This window comes from Archangium lipolyticum, assembly GCF_024623785.1.
Taxonomy (GTDB): Bacteria; Myxococcota; Myxococcia; order Myxococcales; family Myxococcaceae; genus Archangium; species Archangium lipolyticum.
On the sequence record NZ_JANKBZ010000008.1, the window covers coordinates 1 to 21,295 of the forward strand.

Annotated in this window: 18 protein-coding genes and 1 pseudogene; 11 read left to right on the forward strand and 8 right to left on the reverse strand. The window is 66.7% G+C overall.

Translation table 11 applies throughout. From position 1 onward, the window contains the following. Positions 1-205: hypothetical protein (locus NR810_RS18595; protein WP_257454148.1), on the reverse strand; the 205-nt coding region annotated here is incomplete at its 3' end. A gap of 1,038 nt (positions 206-1,243) precedes the next feature. Between NR810_RS18595 and NR810_RS18600 the strand changes: the two genes are divergently transcribed. Together NR810_RS18600 and NR810_RS18605 are read left to right on the forward strand one after the other, a co-directional pair. Next, entirely contained in the window at positions 1,244-2,170 is a 927-nt protein-coding gene (locus NR810_RS18600; RefSeq protein WP_257454149.1) for a DUF6310 domain-containing protein, read from the forward strand. Next, on the forward strand, positions 2,167-2,922 hold the full coding sequence (locus tag NR810_RS18605) for a DUF5953 family protein (protein ID WP_257454150.1): 756 nt from the start codon (positions 2,167-2,169) through the stop codon (positions 2,920-2,922). Before NR810_RS18600 ends, NR810_RS18605 begins: the two co-directional genes overlap by 4 nt. 28 nt (positions 2,923-2,950) lie before the next feature. On the opposite strand, the gene NR810_RS18610 is transcribed toward NR810_RS18605, so the two are convergent. The 3 genes from NR810_RS18610 to istA all read right to left on the reverse strand — a co-directional run bounded on the left by NR810_RS18610 (position 2,951) and on the right by istA (position 5,856). Continuing rightward, positions 2,951-3,658: a DUF2381 family protein gene (locus NR810_RS18610; RefSeq protein ID WP_257454151.1), complete on the reverse strand. Its 708-nt coding sequence runs from the start codon at positions 3,656-3,658 to the stop codon at positions 2,951-2,953. A 33-nt stretch (positions 3,659-3,691) separates the two neighbouring features. Next, entirely contained in the window at positions 3,692-4,432 is a 741-nt protein-coding gene (gene istB, locus NR810_RS18615; protein WP_257454152.1) for an IS21-like element helper ATPase IstB, read from the reverse strand. A 149-nt stretch (positions 4,433-4,581) separates the two neighbouring features. Continuing rightward, complete coding sequence (istA, locus tag NR810_RS18620) at positions 4,582-5,856, reverse strand: IS21 family transposase (protein WP_257454153.1); 1,275 nt, start codon at positions 5,854-5,856, stop codon at positions 4,582-4,584. A gap of 465 nt (positions 5,857-6,321) precedes the next feature. Here istA and NR810_RS18625 point away from each other — a divergent pair, with 465 nt between their 5' ends. Next, positions 6,322-9,450: a CARDB domain-containing protein gene (locus NR810_RS18625; RefSeq protein ID WP_257454155.1), complete on the forward strand. Its 3,129-nt coding sequence runs from the start codon at positions 6,322-6,324 to the stop codon at positions 9,448-9,450. A gap of 121 nt (positions 9,451-9,571) precedes the next feature. Here the strand turns inward: NR810_RS18625 and NR810_RS18630 are convergent, their stop codons facing one another. Then, positions 9,572-10,072: a hypothetical protein gene (locus NR810_RS18630; RefSeq protein WP_257454157.1), complete on the reverse strand. Its 501-nt coding sequence runs from the start codon at positions 10,070-10,072 to the stop codon at positions 9,572-9,574. A 199-nt stretch (positions 10,073-10,271) separates the two neighbouring features. Between NR810_RS18630 and NR810_RS18635 the strand changes: the two genes are divergently transcribed. Further along, positions 10,272-10,679 carry a S41 family peptidase gene (locus tag NR810_RS18635; protein WP_257454159.1) on the forward strand — a complete coding sequence of 136 codons (408 nt, stop codon included), beginning with the start codon at positions 10,272-10,274 and terminating at the stop codon, positions 10,677-10,679. Positions 10,680-11,046: 367 nt separating this feature from the next. Next, entirely contained in the window at positions 11,047-11,433 is a 387-nt protein-coding gene (locus NR810_RS52600) for a hypothetical protein (protein WP_257454160.1), read from the forward strand. Between the two features lie 98 nt (positions 11,434-11,531). Here the strand turns inward: NR810_RS52600 and NR810_RS18645 are convergent, their stop codons facing one another. Further along, complete coding sequence (locus NR810_RS18645; protein ID WP_257454162.1) at positions 11,532-15,101, reverse strand: PQQ-dependent sugar dehydrogenase; 3,570 nt, start codon at positions 15,099-15,101, stop codon at positions 11,532-11,534. Positions 15,102-15,210: 109 nt separating this feature from the next. On the opposite strand from NR810_RS18645, the pseudogene NR810_RS18650 reads away from it, so the two are divergent. Beyond that, a pseudogene (locus tag NR810_RS18650) lies at positions 15,211-15,621 on the forward strand (acyl-CoA dehydrogenase family protein); the annotation flags it as partial. A 50-nt stretch (positions 15,622-15,671) separates the two neighbouring features. Here NR810_RS18650 and NR810_RS18655 read toward each other — a convergent pair. Beyond that, positions 15,672-15,881 carry a hypothetical protein gene (locus tag NR810_RS18655; protein WP_204226344.1) on the reverse strand — a complete coding sequence of 70 codons (210 nt, stop codon included), beginning with the start codon at positions 15,879-15,881 and terminating at the stop codon, positions 15,672-15,674. Positions 15,882-16,539: 658 nt separating this feature from the next. Between NR810_RS18655 and NR810_RS18660 the strand changes: the two genes are divergently transcribed. From NR810_RS18660 to NR810_RS18680, 5 genes are all read left to right on the forward strand, one after another. Next, positions 16,540-16,896 (forward strand): ArsR/SmtB family transcription factor, encoded by a 357-nt coding sequence (locus NR810_RS18660; protein WP_257454166.1) that lies wholly within the window; start codon positions 16,540-16,542, stop codon positions 16,894-16,896. Further along, a complete protein-coding gene (locus NR810_RS18665; protein ID WP_257454167.1) occupies positions 16,883-17,452 on the forward strand; it encodes an SRPBCC family protein in 570 nt (189 codons plus the stop codon). Before NR810_RS18660 ends, NR810_RS18665 begins: the two co-directional genes overlap by 14 nt. A gap of 19 nt (positions 17,453-17,471) precedes the next feature. Further along, on the forward strand, positions 17,472-17,903 hold the full coding sequence (locus tag NR810_RS18670; protein ID WP_257454169.1) for a DoxX family protein: 432 nt from the start codon (positions 17,472-17,474) through the stop codon (positions 17,901-17,903). A 39-nt stretch (positions 17,904-17,942) separates the two neighbouring features. Beyond that, complete coding sequence (locus tag NR810_RS18675) at positions 17,943-18,467, forward strand: DUF1801 domain-containing protein (RefSeq protein WP_257454172.1); 525 nt, start codon at positions 17,943-17,945, stop codon at positions 18,465-18,467. A 200-nt stretch (positions 18,468-18,667) separates the two neighbouring features. Further along, positions 18,668-19,777 carry a peptidase MA family metallohydrolase gene (locus NR810_RS18680; RefSeq protein ID WP_257454173.1) on the forward strand — a complete coding sequence of 370 codons (1,110 nt, stop codon included), beginning with the start codon at positions 18,668-18,670 and terminating at the stop codon, positions 19,775-19,777. 64 nt (positions 19,778-19,841) lie between these two features. On the opposite strand, the gene NR810_RS18685 is transcribed toward NR810_RS18680, so the two are convergent. Next, positions 19,842-21,263 (reverse strand): aldehyde dehydrogenase family protein, encoded by a 1,422-nt coding sequence (locus NR810_RS18685; RefSeq protein WP_257454175.1) that lies wholly within the window; start codon positions 21,261-21,263, stop codon positions 19,842-19,844. Positions 21,264-21,295 lie beyond the last annotated feature (32 nt).

Below are 21,295 nucleotides of genomic sequence, written 5' to 3' on the forward strand. Positions count from 1 at the left end.
GTCTCTGGGCTTCGAGTCCGAGGGTCACCCCTCGTCCCCGCCAGATAGCTACCGAGGGGGTCGACTTCCTCCTCGGGCGGGACTTCCACCCGCTGGTCAAGTGCACCTTCACGGCGCACGCACACTGGGGGCACATCCGGCTCAACTGGGTGAAGCCACTCGCGGACGCGAACGGGCAGCACTCCTTCTGCCTCTCGGGGCTCATGAGACGCTCGTGGGCACCACAAACTGGTGGAGTTCTTCGTCCTAGTGTGCGTCTTCGCGAGCACGAGCAGTTGGGGCTCAAAATGAGCCAGTGCGGTGAGACCGTGGGCGGAGATGCCCGTGAGCCATGCCATGCCCGAGACTCTGAGGTGCACTAGCCAGCAGCCCTCACTCTCTGTTCCAGCTCGTTCCCCTCGACAAGGTCTCCATCCCACTGATTGAAACGATGCTCCGTTGTGATGGCCAACTGTGAATTGGCTCCTGGTAGCATGCTGTGCATGAACGACATGGAAGCTCTTTCCAGTTTGAGGCGGCGCGCAGTGGTCATAAGACTTGCCGGAAAGGGAATCGATAAGGTGATCGATTCGCAGCAGGCGCCAGCGGGACTCTTCCTACCGCCAGTCCAGTACCTTCGTAAGGAGACCATTATCCGGCTCAAATCCGGACGCTCTGATGCGGAGACACTCATGACGCTTTGCCATGAACTCGGGCACTTCTGGTCGTACGCAACAGGCCGCCTGACAGCGTCGTCGTATGAGCGGGCATTGAGAAAAACTGAATTCGTGGGAGTCCACCCTGGAATCAAAGATTTTCGATCACGATGCCGTAAGGCCGCTGAAGCTCAACAACTTACCAGTGCCTAACGATGTGCGCGCAACAGCGCACGCGGATTTAAAACGAGAACTACCGAACCCACTTACCGACGACGAGAGGAAGGACATAGTCGCGGAGGAGGTGCGCGCGTGGTGCTTCGGCTTCGAGGTCGCGAAGGCGCTGCGTCTTGACGAGGATCTAATTGTTGACGAGGCCAATGCAGCCCTTGGCGTTTACTTTGAGAGGTTGGAGTTGCCTTCGGTCGCGTGGAGACCGACAAGTTGCACCGACAGCTTTTCGGACGAGGACAGAAACTACATCGAAAAACTGACAGCCTGAGAGAGTACGCTCGGAGCATTCTCGCCGTCAGACGGTGCCGGCATCATCCCAACGCCCACGGGTCCACCCTTGACTGGCGGCCCCCCCCTTTCCGTAGGACGTCGCCATGCGTCTCCGAGCGTGCTTCGTACTTCTGCTCTTTCTTTCAGCCTGTACGACGACCCCCCCAAGCCCAAGAGAGCCAGCGGCCCGCGACCCGAGGCTCGCCAACCTCCAGCGCGCGGCGAAGCTGCCCTGGACGGATGGGGGGCGTTGCGCCGTCCGCGAAGCTTCTGAGCCCTGGCCCGAGCTGGCGGAGCGGTGCTTTCATGCCCTCGACCATGACCGGATCGAATTTCACGACACCACGGGGCGATGCGCGGTTGCCTCTGCCGGTGCCGCTGCCCTGGGGGTCGGGGTTTGCGTGCTGGCGGCACCGGAGATCGTCGTGGGAGCGATAGTTGTGGCGGGCGTGGTGGTGGTGGGCTTCGCCATCAAAGAGGCCCTGGATGCGTATCCGCTGGATATGGGGCCCCCCGAGGTCAGGCCCGCGCCTGAAACGCGGCCGGCGCCTGAAACAGCGCCTGCCCCGCAGAAACCGTCGCCGGAAAAAAGGCCCAAGCCGGAGCCCAAAGGGCCGGACTTCCCTCCCGTGGGGCCAACCGACATCTCTGAACGAGAGCGCCGTCGCAGGTGCGAGCCGATCCCGGAACCGCACGCGGGCGAGGATGACGCGCATAACAGGTGCGCCGACCAATTTCCGCCCAACCGTTATCCCGGAATGGATGTGTTCGTGGGCGGCGTGAGCTTCGATGCACTGCAAGTCGGCGTGCGTGTGCTGTGGGAGATCAAGACCCATCGATTTGATGCATACCCTGACTTCATTCAAGACAAGGAAATCAAGAAGGAAATGAAGCAATTGCGCAAGCAGCGCGACGCTGCGCGAGACTGCGGATACGACTTCGTTGTTGGGGTGAGCACCGAGGAGCATAAGGCCGCGCTGCTGCAAGAGGATCAGTTCCTTAAAATCGTCGTCACAGGATGCAAACGATGACTACACGAAAGAAACTCGGCATTATCGTCTATGCTCCTGCGCTGGTGGGCAACGACAGTCGCACGCTCGCTATTGTCCAGGGAATGGAACGAGCGCTCCCCGATTTACGCATGGAGTGGGAGGTTTCTGAAGATGGGCGCCTCATCGCGTTGCCGCAGCGCGATACATGGCTCATCGAGGGGACCAAGGACGGGGAATTCCCTCTGGTGTGCAACGGCGATGAGAGCTTTCCGGTGACGGTTTATGGGTTACAAACATCCGCCCGCCACGCCCCTGGCGGTCAACCGCTGCTCGATGTCCACGCAAAGCTGCCACTAGACGCAGCCGTTATCGCGGCAGCGGCGGAGATGCTGGAGGGCATAGCGGAGGGTGCTTGTGCATTCTGGGGGCGTGCGACGCCAGACGACGCTGCGGGGGACATCGCGTACCAGACAGCCCCCACGCTGGAAGGGCCGCCGTCCCCACGTCGGGGGCTTCCTGCCCTCAAGCTCCTAGAACAGATCCGCTCGCCCGAGATTCCCTATTACCTCGGGTGGCTGAACTACTGGTCGCCCGCTGCCGCAGAAGCCATCGGCTTCCCGGACCCGGCCCGCGACGCGGAGCTGTTGTCGCGCTCACGGCGCACGGCGTTGGGAGGGTGGGTTGTGCAGCTCACCGATGCGCCGCTCGACCTGGACAACCCCGCTCACCTGGACGCGCTCAAACGGGCCTACGAGCGTTTCCCAGAGATTGGCGGACGCTCCACCCATTGAGGCTCGGCACAGCTCGCGCTGGCCGTGCTCAGGGCCCCTTCGCTTTGCCCTCGGGGAACGTGACGGTCCCAAGGGTGACGGTGCGCGGCCCGGTTGCCTCCCACAGCTTGAGAGTGCAGGGGCAGCCGAGCTGCGCGCGCTCCCCCTCGATGCCCACCACGATGGCACCGGCCCCATTCGCGGGAATGGGCGCCTCTTGCCACCGGGCAAGCTCCACCTCTTCCCCCGCCTTGTCTACCAGCGCCGCCCCTGCGAGCGTCCAGGGCTCGGCACCGGGGTTCTTGAGGGCCAGTCGCGCAGCCACGCTCACCGGGCGGGTCTCGTCGCTGAGCGTGTAACTGAAGCTCTTCGTCACTTCCAACCCAAGCGCGTTTCCCGGCTGCTCCCTCACCGACCCGACGAGCGCCTGCGATGTGATGGTCCCGGCCCGCTCCAGCCACGCGGCCCCCATGAGCCCGCCCGGCTCTTGACGCTCGGCCAGAAGCCGCGCCTTGTCCTCCTGGCACTGGCGCGCTTCGGCCTGCGCCTCGTCCCTCTCTTTCTCGCACACGTCTGGCGGGCGCGGCTTGCGGAACACCTCCACCCGGCGCGTCCCTCTTGACGCATGACCCACAAGCCAAAAGCTCGCGCTCGCCGGTGCCGCGCCATCCGCGAAGCGCACCGTCACCTTTACCTGCGTGCACCGGACCATCGTGATCACCCAGATCGGTCGATCGTGATCACCTGGATCGGTCATCGTGCTCGGAGCGAAGCGACGCTGACCGGGGACCTACTTCTCCGCAGACTCCTCCTTCCTGCGGGAGGGGCCCTTTAGCATGACCCGATGGGAGTTATGTAGCACCCTGTCGCAAATAGCGTCGGCCACCGTCGGGTCGCCCAGATGGTCGTGCCACTTCGTGGTGGGCAGCTGGCTGGTCATGAGGGTGCTGCGGTTGCCGTACCTGTCCTCGAGAATCTCCAGCATGTCCCTGCGCTCCTGCTCCTCGAGCGGCGCCAGCCCCCAGTCGTCGATGACCAGCACGTCTACCTTGGCCAGACGCGCCAGCACTCGCGCGTACGAGCCGTCCGCGTGTGCCAACGTCAGCTCATCGAAGAGCCGGGGCGCCCTGCGGTAGAGCGCCTTGTAGCCCTTGCGGCACGCGGTCTGCGCCAGCGCGCACGCCAGGTACGTCTTGCCGGTGCCCGTGGCTCCCGTAATCACCACGTTCTGGTGTTCGGCCACCCAGCGGCACGAGCCCAGCTGGCGCACCAGGCTCTTGTCCAGCTCTCGCTTGGGCGCGTAGTCGAGGTCCTCCAGGCTCGCGCTGCTCAGCCGCAGCTTCGCCTCGCGCAGGCAGCGCGCCGTGCGCGCGTTCTCCCGGTGCAGCCACTCGGCGTCCACCAGCATCCCCAGCCGCTCGTCGAAGGACAGCTTCGCCAGCTCGGGGTCCTTCTGCTGCCGCTCCCACTCGGAGGCCAGGGCGGAGAGCTTCAGGGAGTGCAGCTTCTGCATCGTCGGTTCGTTCAGCATGTGCTTGTCCTCGGGTGTGCGGCACCTGCTCGGGTACCGCGGTGTTGGAGCGCCTCGTCGTCGCGCGCCGGCGCACGCAGTGCGACGGCGCGCCCCACACGCACGGGGGGGGGCCCGCCCGCGGCCCCCCCCGCCCCCCCCCCCGCCCCTCACGCACGAGGCTGGTGGGTAGCGTGAGGGTCAGTGGTAGTAGTCGCTGCCGCGCACGTTCTCGTGCGTCTGCGTGGCGGGCTCCGGCTGCACTTCGGCCTTTGGCGGGGCGAGCCGGTCCAGTCCGTTCTGGAGCTGCGCACGTGGCTCGCCACGCGCTCGCCGCGCTGGTACAGCTCCACCGTGGTGGCCGTCACCCGCGCCTCCAGCACCTGGTGCACCAGCGCGTACGGCACCGAGTAGAAGTGGTGGTGCACCTGCACGTGGTAGTCGATGTTGACTCTCACCTGCTTCCACTCGCCGTAGGTGAAGGCCTCGGCCGGTAGCGGCCGCAGCGCCGGCTTGTCCAACCGCTCGAAGAGCTCGCGCCGGCTCGCGTCGTACAGCCTCATCTTCCGGTTGTTGATGTCCTCCAGCAGCTCGCCAATCCGCTCGTTGAGCGCCTCCAGCGAGAAGAAGGTGTGGTGGCGCAGCCGCGCCAGCAGCCAGCGCTGCACCACCAGCACCCCCACCTCCACCTTCGCCTTGCGCGGGCGCGCTGGCAGCACCACCGTGCCGCAGTGCCGCGCGAATTCCTCGTACGTGCGCTGCACTCCCGGCTCGTAGCGGCACGCTCGCGTCACCCCGCTCTTGAGCTGGTCGGGCACCAGCGCTCCCGGCACGCCGCCGAGGTACACGAAACAGCGCTGGTGGCTGGCGATGAAGTCCGGCCCTCGCTGCGTGCGCGTGGCCTCCGCGTACGTGTAGTTGCTGGCCCCCAGCACCGCCACGAACAGCTCCACCTCCACGCGCTCACCCGTCGTCGCGTCCACCAGGTGCGGCTTGTTTCCCGAGTAGTCGACGAAGAGCTTCTCTCCCGCCCGGTGCTCCTGCCTCATGGTGAGCCGGTGTCTGGCCAGCCACTGCCGGTAGTACTCGCAGAACTGCATGTAGCGGTACCCGCCCGGATGCTTCTCCAGGTACTCCAGGTGCAACAGCTCCAGCGTGACGCCGGGCTTCTTTCTCTCCGTGTGGATGTACACCGGGTCGGGCAGGGGCCGCTGGGCCGCGGGCTTCGGCGCGGCCCCATACAGCCGCTCCTCCAACTCCTCCTCCCGCATTTGCTCCACCTGCTCCCAGCACAGCTTCGCCGCCGTGGCGCGTGCCAGCACGCTCCCCACCGCCCCCGCGCTGATTCCCAGGCTGCTGGCCACCTCCCGGTGGCTTCTCTTCTGCACCCACTTCTGCCGTAGCACTTCTCTTATGTGACGCATGGACAGTCGCTCCGTGGCCATCGGCCCTCCTCGCGAAGGGCCGTCGACGAATGCCGTCCAGCGTGCTCGCTCGGCTTGCCCGCCCTCCCGCGCCTGGTGCTACCAGCCGACGGGCCCAGTAGGGCGAACCACCTGACCTCCAACGTAGTCTTCGGGCCCATTGGCCCGCTGAGCACGATGGCCGATCCCGGTGATCACGATGCGCCGATCTCGCTGATTACGATGCTCCGATCCTGGTGATCACGATGGGCCGACGCGCGCACAGAAAGGGACCCAACAAGCGGAAGACCAGCTCCATAGCGGACCGCTCCCTGCTGCGAAGAGCCACCTCTCCCTCGTTCCAAGTAGGCAGAGGTGGCTTTTTCATATTCTGAGAGAGGAAAGTTGCGGCAATTTTGCTTGTTCCTTCATCGCCCGAGTTGTTATTTCGCCCTTCGCGTGAATTGCGCGGTAGGCCGGACTGACTGATTTCACCTGGGGTGGCGCATGAATCGAAGGACCAGCAGGGTCGGAAGCCTTCTGGGAGCGGTGGCGTTGCTGGCGGCGGCGGGGTGCGAGGGCTCGGTGGACAGCAGCACGGCAGTTGAGCGCGGTACCACGAGCCAGGCCGTCGTATCCGGTCCGGACTTCGTGGTGTCCTCGGTGACGGGGCCCGCCAGCGCCATGCCCGGGCAGCAGCTCACTGCCTCTGTGACGGTGTGCAACCAGGGTACGCAAGGGGGCAGCACCGGCGTGGAGGTGTACCTCTCGACGGACACCACCATCACTCCCATGGGTTCCACCGGGCCTTCGCCGGATTCCTACGTGGGCTCTGTCTCCTCCCAGTACTTCAACCCCGGCCAGTGCCAGACGCTGGCGGTGCAGGGCTCGGCGTACGTGCCCACCGAGGGTGGCTACTACCTGGGCGCGGTGGCGGATCCGCAGAACTCCGTGGTGGAGGTACTGGAGAACAACAACGCCAAGGCGGGCACCCGCATGGGCATCGGCAACAAGCCGGACTTCATCATCTCGGCGGTGACGGGGCCGGCCAGCTTCGTGTCGAGAAGCCCCGGGCAGCAGTTCACCGCCTCGGTGACGGTGTGCAACCAGGGCACTCAGGGTGGCAGCACCGGCGTGGAGGTGTACCTCTCGGCGGACACCACCATCACCCCCAACGGGCCGATGGGGCCTTCGCCGGACTCCTACGTGGGCTCTGTCTATTCGCAGTACCTCAACCCGAGCCAGTGTCAGACGCTGACGCTGCAGGGCTCGCCGTCCGTGCCCACCGAGGGCGCCTACTACCTGGGCGCCGTCGCGGACCCGTACAGCGACGTGGCCGAGCTGCTCGAGGACAACAACACCCGGGCAGGCACCCGCATGGGCATCGGCAGCAAGCCGGACTTCATCGTCTCGGCGGTGACGGGGCCGGCCAGCGCCCTGCCGGGCCAGCAGCTCACCGCCTCGGTGACGGTGTGCAACCAGGGTACCGTGGGGGGCAGCGCGCCGGTGGAGGTCTACCTCTCGGCGGACACCACCATCACTCCCAATGGGCCCACGGGGCCTTCGCCTGACTCCTTCGTGGGCTCCGTTCCCTCTCCGTACCTCAATGCCGGCCAATGCCAGACGCTGGCGGTGCAGGGCCCAGCGTACGTGCCCGCGGACGGCGCCTACTACCTGGGCGCGGTGGCGGATCCTCAGAGCTCCGTGGCCGAGCTGATCGAGGACAACAACACCAAGGCGGGCACCCGCCTGGGCATTGGCAACAAGCCGGACTTCATCGTCTCGGCGGTGACGGGGCCTGCCAGCGCCCCGTCCGGGCAGCAGTTCACTGCCTCTGTGACGGTGTGCAACCAGGGCACTCAGGGTGGCAGCACCAGCGTGGAGGTGTACCTCTCGGCGGACACCACCATCACGCCCAGCGGGCCCACGGGGCCTTCGCCGGACTCCTACGTGGGCTCTGTCTATTCGCAGTACCTCAACCCGAGCCAGTGTCAGACGCTGACGCTGCAGGGCTCGCCGTACGTGCCCACCGAGGGCGGCTTCTATCTGGGGGCGGTGGCGGATCCGCAGAACTCCGTGGCCGAGCTGATCGAGAGCAACAACACCAAGGCGGGCACCCGCATGGGCATTGGCAACAAGCCGGACTTCATCGTCTCGGCGGTGACGGGGCCGGCCAGCTTCGTGTCGAGAAGCCCCGGGCAGCAGTTCACCGCCTCGGTGACGGTGTGCAACCAGGGCACTCAGGGTGGCAGCACCGGCGTGGAGGTGTACCTCTCGGCGGACACCACCATCACCCCCAACGGGCCGATGGGGCCTTCGCCGGACTCCTACGTGGGCTCTGTCTATTCGCAGTACCTCAACCCGAGCCAGTGTCAGATGCTGACGCTGCAGGGCTCGCCGTCCGTGCCCACCGAGGGCGCCTACTACCTGGGCGCCGTCGCGGACCCGTACAGCGACGTGGCCGAGCTGCTCGAGGACAACAACACCCGGGCAGGCACCCGCATGGGCATCGGCAGCAAGCCGGACTTCATCGTCTCGGCGGTGACGGGGCCGGCCAGCGCCCTGCCGGGCCAGCAGCTCACCGCCTCGGTGACGGTGTGCAACCAGGGTACCGTGGGGGGCAGCGCGCCGGTGGAGGTCTACCTCTCGGCGGACACCACCATCACTCCCAATGGGCCGACCGGGCCTTCGCCTGACTCCTTCGTGGGCTCCGTTCCCTCTCCGTACCTCAATGCCGGCCAATGCCAGACACTGGCGGTGCAGGGCCCAGCGTACGTGCCCGCGGACGGCGCCTACTACCTGGGCGCGGTGGCGGATCCTCAGAGCTCCGTGGCCGAGCTGATCGAGGACAACAACACCAAGGCGGGCACCCGCCTGGGCATCGGTAACAAGCCGGACTTCGTGGTGTCAGCGGTGACGGGGCCGGCCAGCGCCCTGCCGGGCCAGCAGCTCACCGCCTCGGTGATGGTGTGCAACCAGGGCACTCAGGCGGGCACCACGTCGGTGGAAGTCTACCTCTCGGCGGATACCACCATCACGCCCAACGGGCCCACGGGGCCTTCGCCGGATGGCTTCCTGGGCAGTGCCGCTCCGCAGTACCTCACCGCGGGGCAGTGCAAGGCGCTGACGGTGCAGGGCTCGGCGTACGTGCCCGCGGACGGCACCTACTACCTGGGCGCGGTGGTGGATGGGCAGAACTCGCTGGCGGAGCTCATCGAGGACAACAACGCCAAGGCGGGCAACCGCATCGGCATTGGCAACAAGCCGGACTTCTTCGTCTCGGCGGTGTCGAGCGCGAGCACCGTGAAGCAGGGCCAGTCGCTCACGGCCTCGGTGACGGTGTGCAACCAGGGCACGCAGGCTGGGAGCACGGTGGTGGAAGTCTACCTGTCGGCGGACACCACCATCACTCCGAACGGCCCCATGGGCCCCTCGCCGGATGCCTTCCTGGGCTACAACTCCACGGCGACGCTGAGCGCGGGCCAGTGCCAGCTGCTGTCGGTGGTGGGCCCGGCGTACGTGCCCAACACGGGGGCGTACTACGTGGGGGCCGTGGTGGATCCGCAGAACGGCATGGTCGAGCTGTTCGAGGACAACAACGCCAGGGCGGGCACGCTCGTCACCGTCACTCCCTGAGACGAGCGCAGCCAGGGGCCGTGGCGCCTGGGTCTTCAGCCGGTAGCCCGGCTTGAAGATCCACGCCACGGCCGCCAGACACACCCTGGAGCTGAGATGGGAGTGATGCCCCTGGCGATCGTCACGGCCCTGCATTAGCAGGAGGGCGATGCTCGTCTCCGCCGTGCTGGCCTTGCGACTCGCCGTTTCCTCCTGCCCGTCCGGCAGCCTCACGCCGCTCCAGGCTCGCGAGGATCTGGAGCTCGCCATTTCCACGGTAGAGACCGCGATGCCGGACCTCTACTGGCGACAGACTCGCCAGGACTGGGAACGCCGCAAGGCCCAGGCGCGCGCCGAGGCCGCCCGCGCCCGTTCGGACGAGGAGCTGATTCGTGCGCTCCGCCCACTGCTCGGAGGCATCGGCGAGGGCCATCTGTCGGTCGCGCGCAGCGACGCGATGAATTGCCGCTACCGCGAGGACGCACGCCTCTTCCCGCTCGACCTGTTGTGGCGGGACGACGGCGTGTTCGTGGTCGCCGGCCATGGCGCCGCGGCCGACATCCCCGCTGGCACTCGCCTGCTCGCCATCAACGGAGAGGAGCAGCGCGCACTGCTCGACGAGATGATGCGGGCGAGCGCCCATGACGGAGACATCCGCACCGGCGTGATGCGCGATCGTGCTGGCCGCGGCTATGCCGTCACGCGCTGGTGGATGCGAGGCAACGAGCCGGCGTTCGACTTGCGGCTGCGGCTCCCGGACGGCAGGGCCGTGCGCCGTCCCCACTGTCCGCCAGGGCCCGGGGGGCGACCTGTTCCGGCTGAATGCCCCACCCGAGGGGCTCATGACCCATTGGCAACCGGTCGCGCCGGTCTTCACGGGGAGGCTGGTGGTGCTGGCCGGCGGCTATACCTTTTCGGGTGGCGCCGAGCTCGCCTCGATGCTGCGCGCGACCGACCGCGGACTCTTCGTCGGCGAGGAAGTGGGGGGTACGCATGGCGGCAACACCAGCGGCTACAAATGGGACCTGGCGCTGCCCCATTCGGGAATGGAGATCGGCATCCCGTTGCTCGCCTTCCGCTTCGTCTGGCCCGAGCCCCTCGCCCATCATGGCGCGATGCCACACTGCTTCGTGCAGCCTGCGGTGGGCGAACGCCGCGTCGAGCAGGACGCGGCCTACCGGCTCGCCGTCGCCGCGCTCGGCAGGGCTTGGACGACGCCCTCGGCAGCCGCCTGCCCGCGGCAGGATTGAGCGGGCAGCTCCGCAGCCAGGGGCGGCACACTCCCAGAGCGGGCTGGGCGGAGCTCCGTGGGAGCCCACCGGTCGTTCATAGGAAGCCGTCGAGCCAGGTCAACTGAGCGTCCAGGGTCTCCGCTATCACGCGCGGCTGGTCCGAGGAGGAGGGCTCCGTGTAGGGATTGCCAATCTCCTTGTGCTTCCACCGGACCCAGCTCTGCTTGTACCAGCCCCAGTCGAGCGCTGAAGAGCAGTCGATAGGTGCGGGGCTGGCCCCGGCGCGAGGGCCCCCACAAACCCCGTGGTGTTGAGGCTCGAGCCGCCCCAGCCAAGAGAGCCAGTCCCCTGCCGCGCTCCTCATGGGAAGGCGGCCTGGGCCGACGTGTATCCCAAGGGGCTGCGCGGCTTCTCCACCCGCCTGGCGTACTGCTCGGGCGGCCCCGTCAGCGGCCCTCCTCGGCTCCTGCTCTCCTGCCCTCTCCCTCTACATGGCCTCTCTCCCGCCTATACGCTCGGGAATGCGGGCGAGCCGATGATTGCCCCGGGGGCGCTGTCCCTGAGCGCGGGTCACCTGGACGTGTACGCTCGTGGCACCGACAATGCCCTGTGGCACAAGTGGTACACCTATGGCTGGTCCAACTGGGAGTGGCTGGGCGGCGAGATGACGTCCTCCCCGTCGGCGGAGAGCTGGGGGCCGGGGCGCATGGACATCTTCTATCGCGGCCCGGACAGCTCGCTCCGACACTCCTGGTGGAACAACGGCTGGTAAGCCAGGAGTCCCTGTGTGGAGTCTCACCGGGCCGGAAGCCGCTGGGGCTTCCGGCCCGTCTGGGCGCTCCACTTCCCTGGGTCTACGGGGTGGGGGACCTACCTCTTCGCTCCGGGGCAGGTCGCGGGCTCGAGGTAGAAGGCTTCCCACGATCCACCGTCGGTGGCATTGCAGACGCCCCCGTTGCCGCCACTTCCGCTCTGGATGGGAGCGCCGGGGGTGACCTCCTTCCAGTTGCGCGCGGTGCCCGTCGACGATTCGAAGCCATAGCGATTGCGGCCGCCGTAGACGCCGCAGGCGTGGCGCGTGAACGGCTCCGCCGTGCCAAGCGTGGCGTTCACGGTGAGCTGGTTCGCGACCACCGCCAGGTACGCGCCGCTCGCGCCTCGGAGCTTGTATTGCGTGCCGCTCGTGACGAGCTCGAAGACCTCGCCACCGGTCTGCGTCGTGCTGAGGGCGGCCACCTTGCCCGTGCCGTCGACGGTGAGCCAATTGTCGGTGCGCTCGCTCTGGATGCGGAAGCAGCCCGCGCTGCTGCCGGCCTCGATGGTGCACGTCGCATTGCAGCCATCGCCCGAGCTGGTGTTGCCGTCGTCGCACTGCTCGCTGCCCTCGACGGTGCCGTTGCCGCACACCGGGCCGGTGCTGCTCCCCGGGCAGGCCACCGGTTCGAGGTAGAAGCCCTCCCAAGCGCCGCCATCGGCCGCGTTGCAGGCGCCGCCATTGCCGCCGTCACCGCTCTGGATCGGCTCGCCCGGCGTGGCTTCCTTCCAGTGGGGCGCGCTTCCCGACGAGGCCTGGAAGCCGACACGCGTGCGCCCGCCATAGCCGCAGGGAAGCTGCGTGAACGACTCCGCGCTGGAGAAGTTTGCGCTCATCGTGAGCTGGTTTGACACCACCGCCAGGAACGCGCTGCCCGAGCCCTTGAGCTTGTACCGGGTGCCGGTCGGAACGAGCTGGAAGATCTGCCCCCCGGCTTGCGTCGTGCTGCCGGCGACGACCTTGCCCGCGGTGTTGACGGTGAGCCACTTGTCCGTGCGCTCGCTTTGAATCTGGTAGCAGCTCCCGCCCGAGGTCTCGACGAAGGTGGCCGTAAATGTGGCCGAGCTGCCAGGCGTGGTGAAGGTATGCGATTGCGCGCCGCCGTCCGACCACGACGAGAACGCCCAGAATTTTCCGTTCGCGTACTGCGGTGAGTCGACGCCCACCGAGCGGATGACGCCGACCACGCCGACCGTGTTATGCGGCGCCGTGAACGGCTGCCCGTCCATCAGCACCTGCAGCCCGAACGGCACGGTGTGCACCGTGATCGGCACCGTGACCGGATAGACGTCGCGATACGTCGTGTGGGTGAGGCCGATCGAGTCGCGCACCGTGAGCCACACGCGATACCAGACGTTGGACGAGCTCTCGCCGACGTTCGGGATCAGCCAGCTCCCGCTCGCGATGCCAGTGGTATCGGGCATGGCTGGGTGCGTGTGGGTATCGTGGTGGAAGACGATGCTCCAGGTCATCGCGCTCGGCGGCAGCGAGCCATCCTCCTGGTCGCTGGCCGAGCCGGAGAACGTCAGGTTGGTGGCCGCGGTGTAGGTCGCGCTCGCGCCCGGTGTCACGATCGTGGCCACCGGCGGCTTGTTGGACGTCACCGTCAGCACCGCCTCGGCGCTGGTGGTCGAGCCAAGCCCGTTGGTCACGACCACGCGGAAGCGCGCGCCACTGTCGGCGAGCTGCGCGGAGTTCAGCACGTAGCTCGGCGACGTCGCACCGGCGATGTTCACGCCGCCCCGCTGCCATTGATAGGTGAGCGGCGGCTCTCCGCTCGCCGAGACCGTGAAGGTCGCCGGATAGCCGACCGACACCAGCGCGTTCGCTGGCTGCTGAGCGATGCTCGGCGGCAGCGACGCCGTGTAGGCGATGCGACCCACCTGGCCCGAACCGCGCGCCAGATAGTAGAGCGCGCCGTCGGGCCCCACGTCGAGATCCACAGGCCCCGCGATGTCCGTCGCGAACAGCGAATTCGCGCCGGAGTTGGGGTCGATGCGCCTGATCCAGTTGTTGGTGTAATCCGCGAAGAAGTACTGGCCGTAGTATGCGCCGGGAAACGCCGAGGTCGGTGGGTTGTAGAAGGCACCGCCTGCAATGCAGTTACCGGCGGCCGTACCGGTGCCATGCGGGTACGCGAAGAACGGCTGCGTGAACTCCGGGCGATTCGTGAAATAACCTTCCGTGAACGGCCAGCCGTAGTTGGCACCGGCCTGGCCGCGGTTGATCTCCTCCCAGCCGCCTTCGCCCACGTCGTTGATGAACAGGGTCCCCGTGCCGGGCTGAACGGCGAAGGTGAAGGGATTGCGCAGACCCAGCGCCCAGGTCGCCTTGGCGAGCCCCGTGGCGGTCGCGTAGAACGGATTGTCGGTGGGGATGGTGCCGTCCGGGTTGAAGCGCAGCAGCTTGCCGAGCGGCGTGTTCAGGCTCTGCGAGTTGGAGGAGACCGCGTTTTCGCCGACCGAGACGTAGAGCTTGCCGTCGAGTCCGAAGTGAACCGCGCCGCCGTTGTGGTTGGCGGCGTCGAGCGTCGGAAAGTCGGCGAGCACCAGCTCGCTCCCGGGCACCGCCACATTGCCGTTGGCGGTGAAGCGGCTCAGGCGATTGTGAATGGTGCCGTCGTCTGCCGTGTAATAAACATACAGGTAATGGTTATGGGGGAAGTTGGGATCGAACGCGATGCCCATCAGCCCGCGCTCGTTGTCATCGTCCACGGTGAGCACCACGAACGGAGTCGGCAGAAGCTGGCCGTTCTCGACGATGCGCAGCGAGCCGTTCTTCTCCGAGACGAACAGGCGCCCGTCGGGCGCGAAGGTCATGGTGGTCGGCCCCTGGAGGCCGTTGACGAAGACGGAGTCGGCGAAATTGGCGTCTTGAATGACCGCGCCCGCGCGCACAACCTCGAGCTCCGGCGTCGACGGCGCCGACGATGTCGAGCAGCCTACGACAAGGGAGCAGACCGCGAACGCTGCGAAAAGTGGCATGGGAGACCATGCCCGTACACTCCTGCGCACCTGTGATTGCATTGCTACCTCTTCCGGTTGAACAGGCTCACGCAGCTCGTTGGCAGCGTGAAGGTGGGTGTGGCAATCCGGTACTATCTTGAAAGCGCGTTCACCGGGAACAACATTCGCTCGAGCGTCACCGAGATCGGCGCGCCGGCGCCATACTTGATCGCGTTGTCGACGAGGTTGGTGAACACCTGCTCGACACCCCGCGCGCTGCGCCTCCGGCTCGAAGCGCGTCACCACGTCCCGAGCGAGCACCGCCAGATCTGTCGGCTCCAGCTCCATCCGGAACCGCCCGGAGGAGATCCGCGACACGTCGAGCAAGTCGTTGACCAGCGCGGCGAGCTTGTCGATCTGCCGCTTCGCGCTTTCGGTGTACGCGCGCACTTGTTGCACGAAAGGTGAGTCGGCCTGTTTGTCGAGAGTGCGCGCGAGCCCTTGGAGGCGGATCGCCATGGGCGTGAGCGGCGTCTTGAGCTCGTGGCTCGCGACCGAGAGAAAGATGTCGCGCGCCTCGACGGCCTCCTTGAGCGCGGTGGCCTGGCGGCGCTGCTCATCCACGTTGGTGTTGGTGCCGAACCAGCGGACGATCTCTCCATGCGTGTCGCGCTCCCTCAAGCAGGTGAGGAGGAGGCAAGCGCGAGGCTTGAGGACGTTCGACTTCGACGTGTTCGTCTGCGTGAGGTGTGGAGGCAGGCGTCGGGTGCTGGCGTACGTGAAGGCAGGGGGTGGAGTGCGAGCGATTCTAGAGCACCTGGGCCTGGACGCGGCGGTGGCGTACTCGAAGGACCGTAAGGCCTTCGGTCAGTCCATCGGCGACTTCCAGGGCCCGCGCTTCATGATGGCGGACATGAAGACGCAGCTGGAGGCGGCGGAGCTGCTGACGCTGCGCGCGGCCTACATGAAGGAGCAGGGCCAGCCGTTCTCCCGCGAGGCCTCCATGGCGAAGCTGTTCGCCAGCGAGATGAGCAACAAGCTGGCGGACAAGGCCGTGCAGCTGCACGGCGGCTACGGCTACATCGACGAGTTCCCCGTCGAGCGGTACTTCCGCGACGCCCGCGTGCAGACCATCTACGAGGGCACCAGCGAGGTGCAGCGGCTGGTGATTGCTCGCGAGACGTTCAAGCTGCTGGGTTGATGCACGAGCCGCGGGGCTGGCTGGCCAGCCCCGCGCTCAGAGCCACGTCCTCAGTTGTAGCAGGCGCACACCCTGCCGGCCTGGCAGAAGCCATACGCGAAGCCGGCTTCCACGCACTGCGGCACGCAGTAGTCGTTGCAGCTGATATCGAGCGGCACCTGCTGCGCGCCCGGAACGGCCTGGGTGGCACCGAACGACACGACGAAGCCCGCGGCGACCGCGAGCAGGACCTGTGCTGCCTTCTTCGTGGAGCGAATCATGGTGACCTCGGTGAAGGGGAAGGGGACTATGCCACCGTTATCGCGGACCGAGGTCCAATTCCGTCGGCCGTGACGCAACGCTGGGTCACGAAGCGCCACGGCCCCCACTTACCGCGGTGCTTCAGCGCGCCGAGGCACTCGCGCGCCGACGGGACCGGGCCTATGGGGACGGCGGCACCTTCTGGACGCTGCCCCAGGTACGTCGCTTCCTCCCCCCTTCTCGAATTCGAGGAAGAGGGACCCCTCGAAGCCGGTGCCCCCCGCGAGCTTCTTGTCAGGCTCGACAACCTCATTGAGCGCTGCCAGGTAGCGCCTCGCCTCTTCTCTCCCTTTCTCGCGCGACTCCTCATTGTCCGGCTTGAGCTCGAACAGCACGAGGGCGCGGGTATCTCGGCTCAGAGCGGCGGGTTACATCCAGTGGAGGCGGCGGGAATCGAACCTGCCGCCGGAGGCTTCCGGCCAGAGCGCTCCAGTTTTCGCGGCTTCGACTCACTCCACGTTCGCTGGTGACGTGAAGGGGCTGGAGGCTCAGTCCCAGCTCGGACCGACTGGATGATGGAAAGGGGGCCCCGGTCGTGGTGCGCCCCATCACCCAGCAGGTTCGGACGAGACCTGGCTCGCGGAATATGCCTTGACGGGCATATGAATACCCGGCTATATGCCTCTCGTGGAATCATCGTTTGCCATCATCGCGGAGCCCAATCGGCGGGCCATCTTGAGCCTGCTGCTCTCGTCTGAGCGCTCCGTTGGCGAGATCGAGCGCGAGCTTCGGCTGTCGCAGCCGGCCGTCTCCAAGCACCTGCGAGTGCTGCGAGAGGCTGGGTTCGTGGAATCACGAATCGAAGCGCAGCGGCGCCTCTATCGACTGAGACCGGAGCCGCTCATGGAGCTCGACGCATGGCTCGTTCCCTTCCGGCGCTTCTGGTCAAAGCACGTTGATGCCCTGGAGCAACACCTGGAAAAGATGGAGATGGAGCCCTCTGTGAAAGGAAAGAAAAGAAATGAGCAGCCGTGAGCAATACGCGCCGGGTGCCGCTTCTGGCGCTGAGGTCCGAAGGGATGGAGAGAAGTGGACGCTCGTTCTCGTCCGCGACCTCTCTCATCCTCCTGCAAAGGTCTGGAAGGCGCTCACGGCCCCCGAGCATCTCCGCGAATGGGCTCCGTTCGACTCTGACCGGAACCTCGGTGCCGTTGGCACCGCGAAGCTCTCGACAGTGGGAGCGCCAAAGCCGCTCGTAACCGAGACCCACGTGAAGCGGGCTGACGCGCCCAAGGTGCTCGAATTCAGCTGGGGGGAACAGGACATCCGGTGGGAGCTGGAGCCGCTGGGAGGTGGCGGCACGCGGCTCACGCTTTGGCACAACATCGACCGTCGATTCATTTCCATGGGCGCTGCGGGCTGGCACATCTGCCTCGATGTGCTGGACCGGCTTCTCGCCGATCAGCCCATTGGACGCATCGTCGGCCCCGACGCCATGAAGTTCGGAGGCTGGCAGCGATTGAACGCCGAGTACGCAAAGCAGTTCGGCGTTGAGACCCCCGGTTGGCCGTCCAACGCCCCGAAGCCTTGAAGGAGGGAGGAAGAACCCCATGGAATCGACCCTGCAGAACCCGGCCCTCTCGCTGAAGGACCTGAACAGGCCCCGCCCCAAAGGAATGGTGATCGGCTTCTGGATCGTCACCGCGCTCTTCTGCCTGCAGATGGGCTTCACCGCCTACGCGCAACTGAGCCTGCCACAGGTGGCGGAGGCGTTCACCCACCTCGGCTTCCCCGCCTACTTCCGGGTGGAGCTCTCGTGGGCCAAGCTCCTCGGCGTGGTGCTGCTGCTTGCACCGGTGCCGGCGCGGCTCAAGGAGTGGGCTTACGCCGGCTTCGCCATCAACCTCGGCTCTGCGCTCATCGCCCACCTCTCGGTGGGCGATGGCCCGGAGGCGTGGGGCTTCGCGGCGGCCACCGGCGTGCTCTGGGGGCTCTCATACTTCTTCTGGCGCCGCTTGCAGGCCACGCCAGCGAGCGCCTGACCACGCGGTGAGGCGGGCGGGACCAACGAAAGAGACGACATGAACCCTTCTGAGCTCATCGACAAGGAAATCGCCGCTCACCCCGACTGGCGGGGACAGACGATGGCGGAAATCCGTCGCATCATCCGCGAGACCGTCCCCGACGTGACGGAGGAATGGAAGTGGATGGGCACGCCCACGTGGAGCCACAACGGCATCCTCTGCATCTGCAATGCCTTCAAGGACATGGTGAAGGTGACCTTCATCAACGGAGCGAAGCTGGAGGACGTGGACGGCGTCTTCAATGCCGAGCTCGGCGGCAACAAGTGGCGCGCCATCAAGATCTTCCAGGGCGACAAGGTGAACGCGAGCGGGCTGAAGAAGCTTCTCCTCGCCGCCGTCGCGTTCAATGCCGCCAAGGGAACGGGTAAGGCCAGACCAGCCACGGCCGGCGGGGCACGAACCGGGAAGACGGCCACGGCAAAGGAGAGGCCGGCCAAGGCAACAGGGAAGACGACGACGGGCGCCAGGACAGCGCCGAAGGCAAAACGCGCGGCCACCCGCGGAGCCAGGTCGAAGCGGTAGTGGACTTCCACTTCACAGTACCTGCAGAGTTCCACTGCCGTTGATGGAACGGTTCAATGGAGCCGTCGATTCGACCGTTGGACGAGGGCGCGCCTTGGGATACGTCTTCGTGGGGGAAGCCCATGACGATTCCACCTCGAGTGCGCGTACCCGCGTCGTCCGTCGAAGCGAGGCGATCGCGGATCAAACTTGTAACTGCCGTGACGATCGGCGTGCTCGCCGTTTGCTTGACCTGGCTCCTTTGGCCGGAGTCGACGGAGTTGGCGGAGTCGACGGAGTTGGCGGAGTCGCTGGACGGCGGAGCACGCCTCGAAGAAGCACGAAGGCCCGCTGCCGAGGTCGCGTCGACGCAGCGCGAGCCGACGTTCGGAGCGAGCCCCGGGCCGGCACGAAACGGAGCTCCGTCACGCGAGGTCGTGCCCAACGTGCCCGAGCCGGCCGCCGCTGAGATCACCGACCGCGCCGGCCGTCGCTTCCAGGTGCGGTGGGGCGAGAGCGGGCTGTGCGGCCTTGGAGACGCCCGGCGCGTTGCACAACGGCATGCGCTGCTCGGGACCTTCATCGCGCTCGACGCAGCCGGCACGACGGTGCGCCATGACCCGCATGTCGACCCGGTCGTGTTGAGGGAGGTGCTGTCTGTTCTCGGCACGGTGCAATCACCCTCTCAATCACCGATACGCCGAGTCTTCGGCCGGGAGCTCGACCGTCTCTCCCCTCCAGAGGTCTACGTCTACAGGGACGTGCAGCAGATGCTGGATGTCTCGTGCGTCAATCGCGCGGCCATCGGGTACTACGACGGCGCGATCCACTTGAGCGGCGACCCCCGGCACGGCATCGAGACCCTCAAGCAGACTGTCGTCCACGAGTACGTCCACCACGTCCTCATCGGGCTCGGGGTCAAGGTGCCCATGTGGTTGCACGAGGGGCTGGCGATGAAACTCGCCGGAGAGAACTGGTGGGTCGATCCTTCTCTCGGGCTCGTGGCATGGCTCCGGGACCAGCACTTGCCCTTCGAGGCGATGACGGGTGCCTTTCCCCACACCGCCGACGAGAAGTTTGCGTTGGCGGCTTACTACCAGAGCCTCGCCATGCTCGAGTTCCTATGGGAACGGCAAGGGGACGACGGTGTCGCCGCGCTCGTGCGGGCGCTCGCGCGAGGCGAGCTGGACGCGAAGGAGGCCTTCTCCTCGACGGGGGTCTCCGGCGACGCGCTCGAGCAGGCCTGGAGGGAGTTCCTGGCTCGCCGCTACCGAGAACGCGACGAGCCGATGCAGCGGCTCCATGAAGCCGCGGCGCGAAACCGGCAGTGAATCGCCTTCCCTGACCGGGGGCGCCCTACGGAGCGCAGCTCGCGTCGGTCTCCTCCCTGATTCACTACGCCGCCACCACCACGGCCTTCGGTTCCAGGTAGGCCTCCAGTCCATAGGGGCCGTTCTCGCGGCCGATGCCGGACTGCTTGAAGCCGCCGAACGGGGCCTTGGGCTCGTGGGTGAGGGTATTGACCAGGACGCGGCCGGCCTCGATCCGCGCGGCCACCCGCGCGCCGCGCTGAGGGTCACCAGAGACCACGTAGCCGTGCAGGCCGTAGAGCGTGTCGTTGGCGATGGCGACCGCCTCGTCCTCGTCGCGGTAGGTGATGAGCGACAACACCGGTCCGAAGATCTCCTCGCGCGCGATGGTCATGTCGTTGCGCACATCGGTGAACACGGTGGGCTTCACGCACCAGCCACGTTTCATGCCCTCGGGCCGGCCTTCGCCGCCGACCAGCAGGCGCGCGCCTTCGTTGATGCCGAGGCGGATGTAGCGTTGCACGCGCTCCCACTGTTTCGCGCTCACCATCGGGCCAATGGCGGTGTCGGCGTCGCGCGGGTCGCCGGACTTCGTCGCGCGCACTTCGCGGGCGATCAACGATTCGAGCTCGGCCCGCCGGGATGCCGGTACCAGGATGCGGGTGCCGGCGATGCAGGCCTGACCGTTGTTCATGAACCCGGCCTGCACCGCCAGTGACACCGCGGTGGCGAAGTCGGCATCGTCCAACACCACCATGGGTGACTTGCCGCCCAACTCCAGCGTCACCCGCTTCAGGGTTTCCGCGCTGGCGCGAAGGATGGTCTTGCCCACCACGGTCGAGCCGGTGAAAGAGATCTTGGCCACGTCCGGCGAGGCGCTGATCTCCGCGCCTACCACCTCACCGCGTCCGGTGACGATGTTGAACACACCGGGCGGCAGGCCAGCCTCGTGCAGCGCCCGGGTGACGATGCGCGTCTGGATCGCGCTCATCTCACTGGGCTTGATCACCGCGGTGCAGCCAGCGGCCAGCGCGGTGGCCAGTTTGCCGCAGATGAAGCCGGCGTCGTTGTTCCAGGGAGTGATCATGCCGGCCACGCCCAGCGGCTGCATCACCACCCGTGCGGCACCAGCCTGGCGCTCGAAATCGTACCGCTCCAGGACCTCGATCATCTCGCCAATCACCTGGTGGGAATAGCTGGCCATCCAGCGAGCGCGCGACACCGGCGCGCCGTACTCGCTGACGAGGGCCTCGAACAGCTCGTCCTCGCACGCGGCCACCGCCGCCCGCATGCGCTCGAGCATCGCGATGCGCTCGGCCCGGGTCGTGCGCGAGAACGCCGGGAAGGCACGTCTGGCCGCGGCGATGGCACGACGTGCGTCCTCGGCATCGGCCAGTCGCACCTGGCCGATCACCTCTTCGGTGGCGGGGTTGAACAGGTTGAACCACTCGTCGCCATGCGGGGTGACGAAGGCGCCGTCGATGTAGATCTGGTCGATGCGTTCCATGAAAGGACTCCGGTGAAGGTCGGGCTGCTTGC

Bases quoted from the DNA above. Each gene is read 5' to 3' on its own strand.
- NR810_RS18610 (WP_257454151.1), bottom strand. From the start codon at position 3,658: ATGACCGATCCAGGTGATCACGATCGACCGATCTGGGTGATCACGATG.
- NR810_RS18670 (WP_257454169.1), top strand. From the start codon at position 17,472: ATGGAATCGACCCTGCAGAACCCGGCCCTCTCGCTGAAGGACCTGAAC.
- NR810_RS18675 (WP_257454172.1), top strand. From the start codon at position 17,943: ATGAACCCTTCTGAGCTCATCGACAAGGAAATCGCCGCTCACCCCGAC.
- NR810_RS18660 (WP_257454166.1), top strand. From the start codon at position 16,540: ATGCCTCTCGTGGAATCATCGTTTGCCATCATCGCGGAGCCCAATCGG.
- NR810_RS18630 (WP_257454157.1), bottom strand. From the start codon at position 10,072: ATGGGCGCTCGCCCGCATCATCTCGTCGAGCAGTGCGCGCTGCTCCTC.
- istB (WP_257454152.1), bottom strand. From the start codon at position 4,432: ATGCTGAACGAACCGACGATGCAGAAGCTGCACTCCCTGAAGCTCTCC.
- NR810_RS18625 (WP_257454155.1), top strand. From the start codon at position 6,322: ATGAATCGAAGGACCAGCAGGGTCGGAAGCCTTCTGGGAGCGGTGGCG.
- NR810_RS18655 (WP_204226344.1), bottom strand. From the start codon at position 15,881: ATGATTCGCTCCACGAAGAAGGCAGCACAGGTCCTGCTCGCGGTCGCC.
- NR810_RS18685 (WP_257454175.1), bottom strand. From the start codon at position 21,263: ATGGAACGCATCGACCAGATCTACATCGACGGCGCCTTCGTCACCCCG.
- NR810_RS18665 (WP_257454167.1), top strand. From the start codon at position 16,883: ATGAGCAGCCGTGAGCAATACGCGCCGGGTGCCGCTTCTGGCGCTGAG.
- NR810_RS18600 (WP_257454149.1), top strand. From the start codon at position 1,244: ATGCGTCTCCGAGCGTGCTTCGTACTTCTGCTCTTTCTTTCAGCCTGT.
- NR810_RS18605 (WP_257454150.1), top strand. From the start codon at position 2,167: ATGACTACACGAAAGAAACTCGGCATTATCGTCTATGCTCCTGCGCTG.
- istA (WP_257454153.1), bottom strand. From the start codon at position 5,856: ATGGCCACGGAGCGACTGTCCATGCGTCACATAAGAGAAGTGCTACGG.
- NR810_RS18635 (WP_257454159.1), top strand. From the start codon at position 10,272: ATGACCCATTGGCAACCGGTCGCGCCGGTCTTCACGGGGAGGCTGGTG.